The organism is Spiroplasma endosymbiont of Apeira syringaria, assembly GCF_964020205.1.
In the GTDB taxonomy this organism is placed as follows: Bacteria; Bacillota_I; Bacilli_A; order Mycoplasmatales; family VBWQ01; genus Spiroplasma_E; species Spiroplasma_E ixodetis_A.
The window spans coordinates 1,484,608-1,501,106 of the sequence record NZ_OZ026543.1 but is presented as its reverse complement, the minus strand read 5'-3'; the positions used below and the strand labels follow the sequence as shown (position 1 = coordinate 1,501,106).

Below are 16,499 nucleotides of genomic sequence, written 5' to 3'. Positions count from 1 at the left end.
TTTAGGACTATTTTTTGGTAGACATTTGTTTTTGATAATTAACTGGAGTTAAGTAGTTTAAAGTGCCGTGAATTCTTATGTTGTTATATCAATTGATGTAATCAAATAATTCTAATTTTAATTGGATTAATGATGTAAAATTTTTATCATTAATAAATTCGGTTTTGAAAGTTTTAAAGGTTGCTTCAGCAACAGCGTTATCATAAGGACAACCTTTTTTGCTTAAAGAGCGATTAATATTGAATGCTAGTAAAAGTTTATCAATAATTTTATTATTAAATTCATTACCGCGATCACTATGAAATATTTGAATATCTTTTAAACAGCGATTTGAGTTCATAAATGCTTGATATACTAATGATGCATCTTTTTTAGTACCTACACTATGTCCAATTATTTCGCGGTTAAATAGGTCAATTAATAAACAAATATAGTTTCACTTACCATTTACTTGAACATAAGTTAAATCACTAACAATAACTTCATTTTTAACTCTATTATTAAAGTTTCTATTAACAAGATTGGTTATTTGACTATCATTGACTTTATTATGATAATTTTTGAATGATAATTTAGTGTATTTTGATATTAAATTATGTTTATTCATAATTTCTTTAATTTTTCGTCTTGATAAATAAATTTCTTGGTTTTCTAGAATGACTTTTAATCTTCTAGTACCATAAACTTCTTTATTTTTTTTAAAAGCACTAATAACAGCTTGTTCATAAATATTATTTTGAATTTTATTTTTTTTCTTTAAATTAAAATAATATGTTGATTTAGAGAGTTTTAAAAAATTACACATTGTGCGAATTTTATATTTAGATTTATTATTTGCAATAATCTCTACTTTCTGCCTATTATTAGTGCTGCTTGCTTTAAAATATCATTTTCCATTCTTAATTGTTTTAATTCTTTTCTTAATTTAATTATTTCATTTTCTTCAACAGAACGATTATCTTTAGTTTTAAAACTACATGAATTAGTAAATTGCTTAATTCAATTGTAAGTAGCTGCTCTTGTAACATTATATTCTTTAACAAGGCAAGATACTGATTTGCCACTTTGATATAAAGCTACTATTTGTTTTTTAAATTCATCGGTATATGAGTTAATATTGGCCATAATTATAGTTCCTTTCTTTGTTCACTTGTCTATGTAATTAGTGTCCAATAAAGTGTAACCCATCCAAAGTTATCTTTTTTAGCCATCTGTAACTCACTCTTTCTAGTCATTTAATTATATTTACTAGAATTAATTAAACATAGTTATTTTTGTAAGTTACACAGATTACTAAACATTTCTCTAACATATTGCCAATATTGAGTTCTTTTACTAAGAGAATTTGGATTTATTGCCATAACTTGAACTAATGAATAATTTTGAAATTGTGAATCATAAACATAACCAGATTTAACAAAGCCAAATAAACCATTTTATTAATTTTAGCTACTCGATATAAAAGTTTAAGAACATTTTTTTGCCATAAATTTGTGCAAATATATTATAAAATAGAACTAATTTATCTTTTATCTCTGCTTTTTCAGTAGCATTTATTGTAGATGAATTAATTAATGTATCCCAATTAACATTTGTATAAGTTTTGCCAAGATTAGTAGTATTAATTTGATTTTGTAAATCAGAAAAGTCTGTAAAATTACTCTTATTATTTGCTAACAAGTTAAATTCATTAATCGACTCTTTTTTTGCCTGATATTGAATTTTTTCTTCTAAATTAGTAACAAAGTTTAATTTTTTACTAGTTTTACTAAATCAATTTTGCGAATTTTTTAAATATAATTGTTTTAAACTAGCCACATCTTCGCCTTCAAAAAAATTTATGCGATCACTTACTACTTTATTAATTCTCTTATTTATATCAGGAACAATATAATTACCAGAAATATCTTGCTCATTTTCATCAGCAAAATCATAATCATTATTAGTACAACCTCACCTACAAGCAATAACATTTATTGTTGTTGCACTAACCAAAATATAATTTAAAAAAAAATCTAATTATTTTTCTCATAACTTTATCTCCTGAATCTATATTTAAATAAGGCTTTTCTCCCTTTATGTACTATTTTAATTTTATCACATAAATGCTGAGAAAAGCCTATCTACGGACTTCTCCCCACATTTTTAAATCAAACATAGAATTACAGTTTCAAAACTAGGTATCTTGTTGAATTTATATGCAGCTTCTTTAGCATATAAATGAACATGATGTTTTGCAACTTTGATATGTGTTTTAAATGTTCTTCTTATATGTTTTCAAACTGATTCAATTTGGTTGGTATTTACACCAATTTTTGAAACATAGCCATCTTGATGGTTAACTGTTTCATGCTTAGTGAAAACTGATTTAAAATCGCAATATCCTTTTCAAGAATCAGTATATACAAGACATTTTGAAGAAATGTGGTTTTTTGCAAACTGCAAAAGATTTTTACTCTTTGCGTTTTTCAATACTTTCACAATTAAATTATTGGTTGTTTTTTGATAAATGCCAACAATCAAGGTTTTATTCACCAAGGATCTTCCTTGTTTTTTAAAACCCATATGTGAAAGATACATTTCATCAATTTGCACTGTACCTTCAACAATAAATTGAGGTTTTTGTTTTGCAATACGTGTTCTGATTTTATGAGTCATTCTTCAAGCAGTTTTCAAAGTCACTCCCAATTCTTTTGCAATATCTGTTGATGGAATTCCATGTTTGGTGTTTATTCATCTAAAGATAAGATAAAACCAAGATGTTAAAGATGTTTGTGACCTTGAAAATATGGTGCCTGTGAGAATGCTAAATGTTTGATTACATTTTAAACATCTCATTCTTTTTAAATCAGAAGTATTCAAATTAAAATTAAAACACCTAATACATTTGTTTTCTTTCAAATTTGCTATATATGCAAGACATTGCTGTTCAGTTTGAAAAGCATTGTTGAATTCATTCAGTTTCATTATTCCCTCCACAAGTACATGTGGGGAGAAGTCCGTTAAATAATTAGGGATTTATATTAATTTAATTATGTTATCATGAAATATTTAACTTATAATAAAGGACTTCTGTATAACTTTCTGATACTTTTGTTGAAAAAGCAAATATTTTTGATCCTGGTTTAGGAGTTATTTTTGCAGTTTTTAATTTTTTATTAAAACCCTCAATAAGAAATTCATTATATAAAATATCTTTATACTTATCAGCAAATTTTTTACCAAGTGTTTTTACTACAACATCATAAAATAATTTATTTTTATTATTTTCTGTATATAATCCTTCTAACTTAATATCAATTTCTTCATCATTTTTTGGTTGTTTACCTTGGTAGTTAATAAAAACTCGATTATTTTCTGTTGGTAATGGTAAAAAGTTTGCTTTAAATGATCAATAATTCATAATATTTTCAATTGCAAAACTAAATTCAATCTTTCCTTCATTATTAAAATTGGGAAAACTTAACTCATATATTTTTAATGCTGAACTAGTTAAAGCAAATGTAATCTCATTTTCATAAAATTTTATTAATTTATTACGATTTCCTAAATATTCCATAACTGTTGCAAATCTCCCAAATTGACTTGTTGGATGTAAGAATGTGCTTTTTTCATACATATCAGTATTAAAATAAATTTTTCCAAGATTTTGTTCATAAAAAATATCCGAAAATTCTACTGGCTTATTTAAAATATCTATTTTCCCTTGAAAGTGACTATTACTTTTTGCTATTAAAGAAATATTTTTATTATCTTGATTAATTAGTACATCTAAATCATTATTAGGGTGAGTAAAGTTAATAGTTATAATTTAATTTTCTTTAAATAAAAGACAACATTAAATTATTTAATTGTATTTACATTATATACTATTTTATATTATTTTACAAGTTTTTTAGTGTATACACTTTAATTATTTTAAAACTAAAATTCCTAACTATTTAGGTTTAAGATTTATTAAGTTTTTAAAATATTAAAGTAAAAGATTTAATTTATTAATTCTTGCTGAATTAATTATAAGCATATTATTAAGTACTTTATCATTATAAATTTTTGCACCATATCCTTTTAAAGATTTAACTAAATGTGAAACATCACTTTCAGCACAAACTCCTTGATTTCAATTTTCTTTTTGATTTATAACACTTTCTTTATTATTTTTAAAATATTTATATATTTGTTCATCAACTTTATTTTCTTTTAAAAAATTTAATAATTGATAATATTCACCATTAACAAATAAATCATATGCATTTGTTAATTTTTTATTATCTATTTTTCTATTAAAAATAAATCCTTTTTTAAGTGCTTTAAATGCATGATGTCTATCAATTACATAAGGAATATTTTCATTTTTAGCAGAAGTTTTAATTCAAGGCGCACCATCACCAATAAATACTAAATTACTTTTATTATAAATATATTGTAAATCAAGAAATTCATAAATTTTATTAATAAATTCTTGTTTTTTAATTCTTTGACCATTTTTAGTTTTCATATAAGTAATTTTTTTATCTTTTAAAACATTTCTATTTTTAGTAGATTTTTCTAAATCTTTACCTTTATTTGCACTAATTGTACGAATACGATTTTTTTGTTTTTTATTATTAAATAATGATGAAATAAAACAATCATCCATATTTACAAATAATTTTTCATTTGATAAAACTACTTTTTTTTCTTTTATTTTTTCAACATTTATTACTGCATTTTTCATTACATTAGTCATATATGTTTTAGAAAAATTAGTATTTTTTATTATATCTTGTACATCAGATTGTCTTTTACCATTACCTGAATTTTTTATTATTGTATGTTCTAAACTAGTAAGTGTTCTTTTTCTTTTTTTAAGTTTTATATAATCATCTAAAGGATAATAATATTTATTAGTTTCTAATATTAAATAACCTCTACGATAAAAATAATTTATTTTGCCATATTGAGTATTTGGACTTCTTGGAGCAGTTTTAACATATTTATATTTAGTTTTATCATATATATTTTGATATCAAAAATCATCATATGCTTTTAATAGATTTGTTAAATAATTTAAACCATTATTTTTAATTTGATTATCAAGTTCATCATAATTAAGTTCATTATTAAGAAAATTCATAATATTATTTCCTTTCTTAATTTATGATTTTGATTATAATAATTTTAGAAAAAAAGTTTGGAAATATGATAATTGTAAAATGATATAATTAAATATATATGTTTTAAAATAAGGTGATAATATGCCAGAAAAAGAGAAAAAATATGGTGAAAAATTAAGTGTTAATTATAAAACTCAAATTGATAATTATTTAAGAACCAAGAAAGTTATATTAACACCACAAGGATTAAATAATGCACTTGGAATTGATAGAAAATTTGTTTATGATTGCCGACGTAGAAGTAATCCATGACGTAAAAAATTTATTAAAGATTATGATAATGCAAGAGCAATAATTTCAACTCATATGTTATAAAAATCATTAGTAAAACCAGAATTAATTTATAAACATTGACAAGTTAGTTATCCAAATGAATTTGATATTAATGAAGATGATAATACTACACAAAGTAATATAATTAGGCTTTTCTCCCTTTATGTACTATTTTAATTTTATCACATAAATGCTGAGAAAAGCCTATCTACGGACTTCTCCCCACATTTTTAAATCAAACATAGAATTACAGTTTCAAAACTAGGTATCTTGTTGAATTTATATGCAGCTTCTTTAGCATATAAATGAACATGATGTTTTGCAACTTTGATATGTGTTTTAAATGTTCTTCTTATATGTTTTCAAACTGATTCAATTTGGTTGGTATTTACACCAATTTTTAAAACATAGCCATCTTGATGGTTAACTGTTTCATGCTTAGTGAAAACTGATTTAAAATCGCAATATCCTTTTCAAGAATCAGTATATACAAGACATTTTGAAGAAATGTGGTTTTTTGCAAACTGCAAAAGATTTTTACTCTTTGCGTTTTTCAATACTTTCACAATTAAATTATTGGTTGTTTTTTGATAAATGCCAACAATCAAGGTTTTATTCACCAAGGATCTTCCTTGTTTTTTAAAACCCATATGTGAAAGATACATTTCATCAATTTGCACTGTACCTTCAACAATAAATTGAGGTTTTTGTTTTGCAATACGTGTTCTGATTTTATGAGTCATTCTTCAAGCAGTTTTCAAAGTCACTCCCAATTCTTTTGCAATATCTGTTGATGGAATTCCATGTTTGGTGTTTATTCATCTAAAGATAAGATAAAACCAAGATGTTAAAGATGTTTGTGACCTTGAAAATATGGTGCCTGTGAGAATGCTAAATGTTTGATTACATTTTAAACATCTCATTCTTTTTAAATCAGAAGTATTCAAATTAAAACTAAAACACCTAATACATTTGTTTTCTTTCAAATTTGCTATATATGCAAGACATTGCTGTTCAGTTTGAAAAGCATTGTTGAATTCATTCAGTTTCATTATTCCCTCCACAAGTACATGTGGGGAGAAGTCCGTATAATTATTAATATTTGTGAACCTAGAAAAATAGAAAATAATGATTAAAAATCTATAATAAATATAGGTTTTTTTCTTTATTTTAAATGGTAAAAATGATATAATACATTAAAGTGAATATGTTAAATTAACATATATAAAAGTGACCTATTAACAAGTGAATTATTAAAATTTAATAAAAGGGAGATTAAAAGTATGAGTGATTTTACTTTTGATGAAAAAGAGAATTATAGTTTAGATGATGTTAAAAATTTACTAAAACAACATAGAAATGTAGTATATGCTGAAAGTAAAAAAAATATTGAACCTAAATTAAGTGAATATGAAACAAAATTAAAAGAAGGCTTTTCTCCCTTTATGTACTATTTTAATTTTATCACATAAATGCTGAGAAAAGCCTATCTACGGACTTCTCCCCACATTTTTAAATCAAACATAGAATTACAGTTTCAAAACTAGGTATCTTGTTGAATTTATATGCAGCTTCTTTAGCATATAAATGAACATGATGTTTTGCAACTTTGATATGTGTTTTAAATGTTCTTCTTATATGTTTTCAAACTGATTCAATTTGGTTGGTATTTACACCAATTTTTGAAACATAGCCATCTTGATGGTTAACTGTTTCATGCTTAGTGAAAACTGATTTAAAATCGCAATATCCTTTTCAAGAATCAGTATATACAAGACATTTTGAAGAAATGTGGTTTTTTGCAAACTGCAAAAGATTTTTACTCTTTGCGTTTTTCAATACTTTCACAATTAAATTATTGGTTGTTTTTTGATAAATGCCAACAATCAAGGTTTTATTCACCAAGGATCTTCCTTGTTTTTTAAAAACCATATGTGAAAGATACATTTCATCAATTTGCACTGTACCTTCAACAATAAATTGAGGTTTTTGTTTTGCAATACGTGTTCTGATTTTATGAGTCATTCTTCAAGCAGTTTTCAAAGTCACTCCCAATTCTTTTGCAATATCTGTTGATGGAATTCCATGTTTGGTGTTTATTCATCTAAAGATAAGATAAAACCAAGATGTTAAAGATGTTTGTGACCTTGAAAATATGGTGCCTGTGAGAATGATAAATGTTTGATTACATTTTAAACATCTCATTCTTTTTAAATCAGAAGTATTCAAATTAAAACTAAAACACCTAATACATTTGTTTTCTTTCAAATTTGCTATATATGCAAGACATTGCTGTTCAGTTTGAAAAGCATTTTTGAATTCATTCAGTTTCATTATTCCCTCCACAAGTACATGTGGGGAGAAGTCCGTAAAAGAATATGAAAATAAAGTAAATATATATGAAGAAGAAAAATTATTTAATGGTTTTACAGATAAACAAAAAGAAATGTCTAAATTATTAATAACTTCTAAATATAATAATTTATCAAAAGCAGAAGCTTTAAATAAAATAAAAGAAGATTATGCAGAAATATTTAATAATAATTTACATAATAAAGAAATTAAAAAACAAGAAATTATTAAAAATGAAGAATCTAAACAAGAGTTTTTTAATCCAAAAACACTTTTTTAATTAGATAATAATATTACATCTAAAAATGAAGAATTATTAAAAAATACAGAAGTTGTTGGTGCAAAAACTAAACAAGAAATGATTAAATTTTTAGAATTTTTATTTAGTAAATAATTAAATATTTCTCAAAAGGAGAGATATTATGGCTATTCCACAAGTTCCAACTGGTTTAATTACTGGTGGTAATAATGGAAATAAAGCAATGTTAACTGCTATGGAAGCACAAGTAAAAGGTATACTTTATAATGATGAAAGTATGATGTTTTTAAAAGCAAGTGCAGTTGCAGAACAAATAAGTGAAATACCTGGAGCAGTAGAAGCATATTATCGTATTGCTGAACGTTTACGTTGAGGTTCAAAATATGATGTTATGACTGGTACAGATAAACAATGAACAACATTAAGAACAACTAGTGTTATTTTAGACCAAATATTAGTTATTGATTGAAGAACTGAAGATTTTGATATGAATAGATTTATGTCAAGTCCAATTCCTTTAAAAGCAAATATGTTATCAATATGAGCAGAAAGTGCATTAAGAAATTATTTATTTATACAAGAATGTATTTTTTTGCAAGGTATTAAAGATTATTGTATTGCTAAATCACAAGTAATTCCTATTAATATGTTAGAAATGACAGAAGATACAGCAAAAGCAGCATTTTATCAAATTGGAGATAAAATGAATGAATTATTAGGAAATATAACTGAAACTGAAATTGGTACAAATGTAAGTGATTTTATTGGTGCATTAGGATTTACTCCAATGTTACAATTAACAAAAGCATATTTAAGATTAAATTATGGTCAAATTGCAGCAGATACTGTAGCAAGTGGTCAATTATATAAACAATCAGTATTTGGTATGTTTTTATATAAACATATGTTTTTAAATAAAGATATGGTTAAAGATACTAAAACTGGTTTACATTTAGAAAAAACATTTGATTTAAAAAAAGTATTAGGAGTTTTTGTACATAGAAATGCATTTGCACAACCTAATAGTTTTCAAAAAATTGTTAATTTAATTGATAATAATACATTAAATCAAAAAACATTAGGTAAAGCACTTTATGGTATAACAACAGCAATTCGTGGTTGATTATCATTTATTATTATGGAAAAAATGCCAACTGCTGATGAAATTAAAGAAGCACAAAAACGTTGTTGAACTAATTGAATTAAATTAACTCCAGCAGAAAGAGAAAAATCACCAGTAACATTTAAAATTGCTGATTTTGATGATTTTAGAATTAGTTTAAATGATTTAATTTATTTTAAAAATTTAGGAAAAATAACTATGACAGGAATAACTCCTACTAATGATGAATTAGAAACTGCAATAATAAATGCTGGTAATCGTGGTTATGAAAAAGGTAAAGCAACATTTAGTAATATTACATCAACAAGTGCTACTATGACTGGTAATGATAAAGATTATATTGAAGAAATAGAATTAAAATTTTCTAAAAAATAATTATGGAATATATTTATAAATATTTTGATGAAAAAGCACATATTACTATTTATTCACCAAAGCCAGAAGATTTAACTACAAGTAATGATATTAGAGCAATTTTATTAGATGAATATCCTAAATTAAGAAATGATTATTTTATAGTAAGTGATGTACATGATAGTTATGCAATATGTGTTGGAGATAATATACATTGTGAAGGTAAAGTAATAATTAAAATAGAAAAACAAACTAATGTAGAAGGAGTTAATAAAAATGCCAAATGACACCATTGTACAATCAAATAATTATACTTTATTAAAAATAATTCGTTCTTCAATTAGTCCATTATCAGCAATGATAGGTATAAGTGCTTATTATGGTCAAGTAATGAACAATTCACTATTAGGTTCAATTAATAGTTTATTATTTGGTAAAAAATTAGGTTTAGATATATGAAATTTAAATCAAAGACCAACAACTAAAAGTAAATTAATTAATAGTAGTAAAAAAATATTATTAGGTTTAGGAACAATTGGTTTAGCAAATTATGCTAAATTTACTACTAATTCAATTAATCCAAATCCTAATCCATTTCCTGATGATTTATTATTAATGAAAAATAATACTAATAATTTAATGGATTGAGATACATATATTAGTTTAAATGCTTATGGTATTTCAAATCTTATTAGTGGTTTAACTGAGTTAATACCTAATAAATTTGAAGCAATAAGAAAGATTTGTAATATGGCTACTGGTGGTTGTTTAATTTCAAGTGGTGTTGCAATGGGGATAAATAATGATTTTAATAATGCTTATGCAGTACCTACCATAGTTGCTGGTGCAAGTGAAATAATCCATAATTTACTACCTATGGAAACTACAAATCATATTCAAGAAATGCAAGAAACACCATTTAATAATGAAACTGCAAGATTAATTAATGATAATAGATTTACTATTAATAGTGAAACATCTAGTCAATATGGTAGTGATAATATGAGCGAAGTACCATTAAATCATGATAATGCTTCATTAAATTGAGATTATAATCATATGAGTTTATAATGTTACCTTTAATTATTGAATGAATATATTATGCATTAGCAAGTAATGATATTAAATTAGCATTAATAAATGCTTTAAAAAATTATTATAAAAATCAATCATTAAAAGCAGTATTTGATAGTGAAAATATTAGTGAAAAAGAAATACATCAACCATATAGTGTTTTTAATCCAAATATACTTAAAAAATTAACAAGTATATTAAAACCAAGTGAATTATCTATATTACAAAATGAAATTAATAAATTTAAAAATCCAATAAATAGTTTGAAAAATTCTATTATGCCAACAGAAATTAGAACTGTTAAAAATTATGTTAATAAATTTAATAATTTATTTAAAGAAAATGAAGAAGAAATACCAGAAAATGCATGAGAAGTATTATCAAGTTCATGATTTAAAAAAGGAAGATTTATTGTTGATAATAAAAATTTAAAAATTGGAACTTTAACTACGTTATTTCAAAGTGATAATGATAAAAGACAAATATGATATGGTCCATATAATTATCCAACATTTCCACAAGAAATATGAATATTAATGACACAAGCTAAAGGTAAAAATGGTTCTGGTGCTGGAACAATATTTTGAAAATTTTGAAATAGAAAATGATTACCAAGTCAATTAAGAAAATATGTTAAAAGTGAATTAGCAAAAAAAGGTAAATATTATGGTTCACAAGATACTAAAGTAATTTATCCTAATAATATTAATGTACAAAAAACTATGAATTTTATTAATAGATTAGAAAAAGGTTTTTTTAAATTAAAAGAATATAAAACTTTATCTAAAAATGAAATAGGAAGTAATCAATGAAGATATGAAAGAAAACAATTATTAAAAAATTATTTACATACAAATAAATATAGGCTTTTCTCCCTTTATGTACTATTTTAGTTTTATCACATAAATGCTGAGAAAAGCCTATCTACGGACTTCTCCCCACATTTTTAAATCAAACATAGAATTACAGTTTCAAAACTAGGTATCTTGTTGAATTTATATGCAGCTTCTTTAGCATATAAATGAACATGATGTTTTGCAACTTTGATATGTGTTTTAAATGTTCTTCTTATATGTTTTCAAACTGATTCAATTTGGTTGGTATTTACACCAATTTTTGAAACATAGCCATCTTGATGGTTAACTGTTTCATGCTTAGTGAAAACTGATTTAAAATCGCAATATACTTTTCAAGAATCAGTATATACAAGACATTTTGAAGAAATGTGGTTTTTTGCAAACTGCAAAAGATTTTTACTCTTTGCGTTTTTCAATACTTTCACAATTAAATTATTGGTTGTTTTTTGATAAATGCCAACAATCAAGGTTTTATTCACCAAGGATCTTCCTTGTTTTTTAAAACCCATATGTGAAAGATACATTTCATCAATTTGCACTGTACCTTCAACAATAAATTGAGGTTTTTGTTTTGCAATACGTGTTCTGATTTTATGAGTCATTCTTCAAGCAGTTTTCAAAGTCACTCCCAATTCTTTTGCAATATCTGTTGATGGAATTCCATGTTTGGTGTTTATTCATCTAAAGATAAGATAAAACCAAGATGTTAAAGATGTTTGTGACCTTGAAAATATGGTGCCTGTGAGAATGCTAAATGTTTGATTACATTTTAAACATCTCATTCTTTTTAAATCAGAAGTATTCAAATTAAAACTAAAACACCTAATACATTTGTTTTCTTTCAAATTTGCTATATATGCAAGACATTGCTGTTCAGTTTGAAAAGCATTGTTGAATTCATTCAGTTTCATTATTCCCTCCACAAGTACATGTGGGGAGAAGTCCGTAAATATATAAAAATTAAAAGAAATTCTGGAAATGTTTAGTAATCTGTGTAACTTACAAAAATAACTATGTTTAATTAATTCTAGTAAATATAATTAAATGACTAGAAAGAGTGAGTTACAGATGGCTAAAAAAGATAACTTTAATAATAATGATCCAATATCAAAAGCAGTAGATTTATTACTAGAAAATACTGAAGATTTAACAACAGTTTTTAAACCTGGCGGTTTATATAAAGAATTAACAAAAAGATTAGTTGAAAAAATGTTGAATTCTGAAATGCAAAATTATTTAGGATATGAAAAAAATCAACATAGTACTACTGAAAATGCTCGTAATGGTACAAGTTCAAAAAAATTAATAACTCAACAAGGTAAAATTGAAATTGATGTACCAAGAGATCGCAATAGTAATTTTACTCCTGTAATAGTTCCTAAAAGGCAAAGAAGATTTGATGGTTTTGATCAACAAGTTCTTTCCTTGTATGCAAAAGGAATGACATTATCTGACATTAGAATGCAGTTGCAAGAGTTATATCATGGTGCTGATATTAGCGAAAGTGTTATTAGTCAAATTACTGATGATGTTATTGATGATGTTAAAGCATGACAAAATCGACCATTAGAAAGTATTTATCCTATTGTTTATTTTGATTGTATAGTAGTTAAAGTACGACAAGATAAACGGATTATTAACAAATCAGTTTATATAGCATTAGGAGTTGATTTAGAAGGCAAAAAAGATGTTTTAGGATTATGAATTAGTGAAAATGAAGGTTCTAAGTTTTGATTATCTAATTTCACAGAAATGAAAAATCGTGGCTTAAATGATATTCTTATTGCTTGTAGTGATAATTTAACAGGCATGTCAGAAGCAATACAATCAGTTTATCCTAAAACAGAACATCAATTATGCATTGTTCATCAAATTAGAAATAGTTTAAAATATGTTTCATACAAACATCGAAAAGGTCTAGTTGCAGATTTAAAACCAATTTATAGTGCATGTAGTGAAGAACAAGCAATGCAAGCTTTAGAATCGTTTGAAAGTAAATGAAATAAACAATATCCTCAAATTACTAAATCTTGATATAAAAATTGAGATAATTTAATGGTTTTTATTAGTTATCCAGTAGAAATCAAAAGAGTGATTTATACTACAAATGCTATTGAATCTGTTAATAGTCAATTACGAAAAATCATCAGAAATAAAAAAGTTTTTCCTAATGATATGGCAGTTTTCAAAATATTTTACTTGGCAATTGAAAATATAACAAAAAAATGAACATTGCCTATTCAAAATTGAAATACAGCAATTGCTCATTTTATGATAAAATTTGAAGACAGAATTAATCTAAATTAGTAACTTTGTAAAACAAAGATACACAGATTATTAAAAAGCCTCTTTTTATATGGTGAGTTAAATCCTGATATTCAATCTTTGTATTGAGATAAAGTTAATGATAGAATAATAATTTCTTTACAAATGCAAAATGATACCATTGCTATCGTTAGTGACCCTACAAGATTTGGCCAACTTTTAAAATTAGAAGAATTACAGGAATAATATTATGTTTTTTAAAATTATAAAGATTATTTTAGGTTTAATTGGAGTTTTATTATCTTCGGCTGTTGCCGGTTTAATTATATTTATTATAGTAAAAATTGTATTAAAAATTAATCAAATATTTTAAGAAAGGTGGTGAATATTATGTTAGGTAGATTTTTTAGAAAAGATAAAAATAATATCGGACTTCTCCCCACATGTACTTGTGGAGGGAATAATGAAACTGAATGAATTCAACAATGCTTTTCAAACTGAACAGCAATGTCTTGCATATATAGCAAATTTGAAAGAAAACAAATGTATTAGGTGTTTTAATTTTAACGGACTTCTCCCCACATGTACTTGTGGAGGGAATAATGAAACTGAATGAATTCAAAAATGCTTTTCAAACTGAACAGCAATGTCTTGCATATATAGCAAATTTGAAAGAAAACAAATGTATTAGGTGTTTTAATTTTAATTTGAATACTTCTGATTTAAAAAGAATGAGATGTTTAAAATGTAATCAAACATTTAGCATTCTCACAGGCACCATATTTTCAAGGTCACAAACATCTTTAACATCTTGGTTTTATCTTATCTTTAGATGAATAAACACCAAACATGGAATTCCATCAACAGATATTGCAAAAGAATTGGGAGTGACTTTGAAAACTGCTTGAAGAATGACTCATAAAATCAGAACACGTATTGCAAAACAAAAACCTCAATTTATTGTTGAAGGTACAGTGCAAATTGATGAAATGTATCTTTCACATATGGGTTTTAAAAAACAAGGAAGATCCTTGGTGAATAAAACCTTGATTGTTGGCATTTATCAAAAAACAACCAATAATTTAATTGTGAAAGTATTGAAAAACGCAAAGAGTAAAAATCTTTTGCAGTTTGCAAAAAACCACATTTCTTCAAAATGTCTTGTATATACTGATTCTTGAAAAGGATATTGCGATTTTAAATCAGTTTTCACTAAGCATGAAACAGTTAACCATCAAGATGGCTATGTTTCAAAAATTGGTGTAAATACCAACCAAATTGAATCAGTTTGAAAACATATAAGAAGAACATTTAAAACACATATCAAAGTTGCAAAACATCATGTTCATTTATATGCTAAAGAAGCTGCATATAAATTCAACAAGATACCTAGTTTTGAAACTGTAATTCTATGTTTGATTTAAAAATGTGGGGAGAAGTACGTAGATAGGCTTTTCTCAGCATTTATGTGATAAAATTAAAATAGTACATAAAGGGAGAAAAGCCAATTTTAATTTGAATACTTCTGATTTAAAAAGAATGAGATGTTTAAAATGTAATCAAACATTTAGCATTCTCACAGGCACCATATTTTCAAGGTCACAAACATCTTTAACATCTTGGTTTTATCTTATCTTTAGATGAATAAACACCAAACATGGAATTCCATCAACAGATATTGCAAAAGAATTGGGAGTGACTTTGAAAACTGCTTGAAGAATGACTCATAAAATCAGAACACGTATTGCAAAACAAAAACCTCAATTTATTGTTGAAGGTACAGTGCAAATTGATGAAATGTATCTTTCACATATGGGTTTTAAAAAACAAGGAAGATCCTTGGTGAATAAAACCTTGATTGTTGGCATTTATCAAAAAACAACCAATAATTTAATTGTGAAAGTATTGAAAAACGCAAAGAGTAAAAATCTTTTGCAGTTTGCAAAAAACCACATTTCTTCAAAATGTCTTGTATATACTGATTCTTGAAAAGGATATTGCGATTTTAAATCAGTTTTCACTAAGCATGAAACAGTTAACCATCAAGATGGCTATGTTTCAAAAATTGGTGTAAATACCAACCAAATTGAATCAGTTTGAAAACATATAAGAAGAACATTTAAAACACATATCAAAGTTGCAAAACATCATGTTCATTTATATGCTAAAGAAGCTGCATATAAATTCAACAAGATACCTAGTTTTGAAACTGTAATTCTATGTTTGATTTAAAAATGTGGGGAGAAGTCCGTAGATAGGCTTTTCTCAGCATTTATGTGATAAAATTAAAATAGTACATAAAGGGAGAAAAGCCAATAATATTAGTGATAATCAAAATGAAAAAGTAAAATTTTTAACCAATAAAAATAAAAGTACACATGCTTCAATTTTAAATTATTTTGGTTTTAATGATTTTAACCATGAAACTTATTTCACTGATTTTGTAGCAGAAAATAATGCTAATTTATATAATGCTCCATTAGATATTAATAATGAAGTTATTACGAAATATTTAATTCAACAAGAATTTTATAGAAAAAATTGAAATTCTATTTTTAAATTAAGTAAATTAGGAATTAGTGGTTATTTAATTTATATTGCTAATGATGACTTATATTTTCAAGTAGTTGATATACAACAAAGAGTTTATGATATTACTGGTAAATTAATTCAATGTACTATTTTTTATGATAGTTATGAACAAAATGCACAAACTGTAAGATTATTTGAAATTTATACACTAAATAATGAACAAGTAACTATTAATCGTGCAATTTATAGTATTA

20 protein-coding genes are annotated in these 16,499 nt (G+C 24.9%); 11 read left to right on the top strand and 9 right to left on the bottom strand.

What is annotated here, in order from left to right; genetic code table 4:
• Positions 1–7: 7 nt before the first annotated feature.
• The 5 genes from AACL02_RS09260 to AACL02_RS09240 all read right to left on the bottom strand — a co-directional run bounded on the left by AACL02_RS09260 (position 8) and on the right by AACL02_RS09240 (position 5,116).
• A protein-coding gene (locus AACL02_RS09260) for an IS3 family transposase (protein WP_339041074.1) occupies positions 8–1,125 on the bottom strand; the annotation gives its coding sequence in 2 pieces (ribosomal slippage) (positions 8–855 and positions 855–1,125; 1,119 coding nt in all).
• Between the two features lie 324 nt (positions 1,126–1,449).
• On the bottom strand, positions 1,450–1,995 hold the full coding sequence (locus AACL02_RS09255; RefSeq protein ID WP_339041072.1) for a hypothetical protein: 546 nt from the start codon (positions 1,993–1,995) through the stop codon (positions 1,450–1,452).
• A 150-nt stretch (positions 1,996–2,145) separates the two neighbouring features.
• Positions 2,146–2,961: an IS1595 family transposase gene (locus AACL02_RS09250; protein WP_339043458.1), complete on the bottom strand. Its 816-nt coding sequence runs from the start codon at positions 2,959–2,961 to the stop codon at positions 2,146–2,148.
• Positions 2,962–3,037: 76 nt separating this feature from the next.
• A complete protein-coding gene (locus tag AACL02_RS09245) occupies positions 3,038–3,559 on the bottom strand; it encodes a hypothetical protein (protein WP_339041070.1) in 522 nt (173 codons plus the stop codon).
• A 414-nt stretch (positions 3,560–3,973) separates the two neighbouring features.
• The gene (locus AACL02_RS09240) at positions 3,974–5,116 is read right to left on the bottom strand and encodes an Mbov_0401 family ICE element transposase-like protein (RefSeq protein ID WP_339041068.1); all 1,143 of its coding nucleotides are present in this window, start codon (positions 5,114–5,116) and stop codon (positions 3,974–3,976) included.
• 121 nt (positions 5,117–5,237) lie between these two features.
• On the opposite strand from AACL02_RS09240, the gene AACL02_RS09235 reads away from it, so the two are divergent.
• The gene (locus AACL02_RS09235) at positions 5,238–5,471 is read left to right on the top strand and encodes a hypothetical protein (RefSeq protein WP_339041066.1); all 234 of its coding nucleotides are present in this window, start codon (positions 5,238–5,240) and stop codon (positions 5,469–5,471) included.
• A 188-nt stretch (positions 5,472–5,659) separates the two neighbouring features.
• Here AACL02_RS09235 and AACL02_RS09230 read toward each other — a convergent pair whose 3' ends face one another.
• Positions 5,660–6,475, bottom strand: a complete 816-nt coding sequence (locus AACL02_RS09230) for an IS1595 family transposase (protein ID WP_339043704.1) — start codon at positions 6,473–6,475, stop codon at positions 5,660–5,662.
• A gap of 237 nt (positions 6,476–6,712) precedes the next feature.
• Between AACL02_RS09230 and AACL02_RS09225 the strand changes: the two genes are divergently transcribed.
• Entirely contained in the window at positions 6,713–6,901 is a 189-nt protein-coding gene (locus tag AACL02_RS09225) for a hypothetical protein (RefSeq protein WP_339041064.1), read from the top strand.
• A 40-nt stretch (positions 6,902–6,941) separates the two neighbouring features.
• On the opposite strand, the gene AACL02_RS09220 is transcribed toward AACL02_RS09225, so the two are convergent.
• Positions 6,942–7,763 carry an IS1595 family transposase gene (locus AACL02_RS09220; protein WP_339041062.1) on the bottom strand — a complete coding sequence of 274 codons (822 nt, stop codon included), beginning with the start codon at positions 7,761–7,763 and terminating at the stop codon, positions 6,942–6,944.
• Between AACL02_RS09220 and AACL02_RS09215 the strand changes: the two genes are divergently transcribed.
• From AACL02_RS09215 to AACL02_RS09195, 5 genes are all read left to right on the top strand, one after another.
• Entirely contained in the window at positions 7,744–8,061 is a 318-nt protein-coding gene (locus AACL02_RS09215) for a hypothetical protein (protein ID WP_339041060.1), read from the top strand. The two genes, AACL02_RS09220 and AACL02_RS09215, sit on opposite strands and share 20 nt — an antisense overlap.
• A 142-nt stretch (positions 8,062–8,203) precedes the next feature.
• Positions 8,204–9,538: a hypothetical protein gene (locus AACL02_RS09210; RefSeq protein ID WP_339041058.1), complete on the top strand. Its 1,335-nt coding sequence runs from the start codon at positions 8,204–8,206 to the stop codon at positions 9,536–9,538.
• A gap of 2 nt (positions 9,539–9,540) precedes the next feature.
• Positions 9,541–9,825 carry a hypothetical protein gene (locus tag AACL02_RS09205; RefSeq protein ID WP_339041056.1) on the top strand — a complete coding sequence of 95 codons (285 nt, stop codon included), beginning with the start codon at positions 9,541–9,543 and terminating at the stop codon, positions 9,823–9,825.
• Positions 9,794–10,588 carry a hypothetical protein gene (locus tag AACL02_RS09200; RefSeq protein WP_339041054.1) on the top strand — a complete coding sequence of 265 codons (795 nt, stop codon included), beginning with the start codon at positions 9,794–9,796 and terminating at the stop codon, positions 10,586–10,588. Before AACL02_RS09205 ends, AACL02_RS09200 begins: the two co-directional genes overlap by 32 nt.
• Positions 10,588–11,484, top strand: coding sequence for a hypothetical protein (locus tag AACL02_RS09195; RefSeq protein ID WP_339041052.1), 897 nt, complete (start codon positions 10,588–10,590; stop codon positions 11,482–11,484). The genes AACL02_RS09200 and AACL02_RS09195 overlap by 1 nt, the downstream gene beginning before the upstream one ends.
• A 53-nt stretch (positions 11,485–11,537) precedes the next feature.
• Here AACL02_RS09195 and AACL02_RS09190 read toward each other — a convergent pair whose 3' ends face one another.
• Complete coding sequence (locus AACL02_RS09190; protein ID WP_339043703.1) at positions 11,538–12,050, bottom strand: IS1595 family transposase; 513 nt, start codon at positions 12,048–12,050, stop codon at positions 11,538–11,540.
• Between the two features lie 466 nt (positions 12,051–12,516).
• Between AACL02_RS09190 and AACL02_RS09185 the strand changes: the two genes are divergently transcribed.
• On the top strand, positions 12,517–13,755 hold the full coding sequence (locus tag AACL02_RS09185; RefSeq protein ID WP_281749630.1) for an IS256 family transposase: 1,239 nt from the start codon (positions 12,517–12,519) through the stop codon (positions 13,753–13,755).
• 314 nt (positions 13,756–14,069) lie between these two features.
• On the opposite strand, the gene AACL02_RS09180 is transcribed toward AACL02_RS09185, so the two are convergent.
• Entirely contained in the window at positions 14,070–14,231 is a 162-nt protein-coding gene (locus AACL02_RS09180) for a hypothetical protein (RefSeq protein WP_339041050.1), read from the bottom strand.
• Between AACL02_RS09180 and AACL02_RS09175 the strand changes: the two genes are divergently transcribed.
• From AACL02_RS09175 to AACL02_RS09165, 3 genes are all read left to right on the top strand, one after another.
• The gene (locus AACL02_RS09175; RefSeq protein ID WP_339041048.1) at positions 14,177–14,404 is read left to right on the top strand and encodes a hypothetical protein; all 228 of its coding nucleotides are present in this window, start codon (positions 14,177–14,179) and stop codon (positions 14,402–14,404) included. The genes AACL02_RS09180 and AACL02_RS09175 overlap by 55 nt on opposite strands.
• A complete protein-coding gene (locus tag AACL02_RS09170; RefSeq protein WP_339040763.1) occupies positions 14,316–15,137 on the top strand; it encodes an IS1595 family transposase in 822 nt (273 codons plus the stop codon). Before AACL02_RS09175 ends, AACL02_RS09170 begins: the two co-directional genes overlap by 89 nt.
• A 91-nt stretch (positions 15,138–15,228) precedes the next feature.
• Positions 15,229–15,945 (top strand): IS1595 family transposase, encoded by a 717-nt coding sequence (locus AACL02_RS09165; protein ID WP_281748824.1) that lies wholly within the window; start codon positions 15,229–15,231, stop codon positions 15,943–15,945.
• Positions 15,946–16,499: the final 554 nt, after the last annotated feature.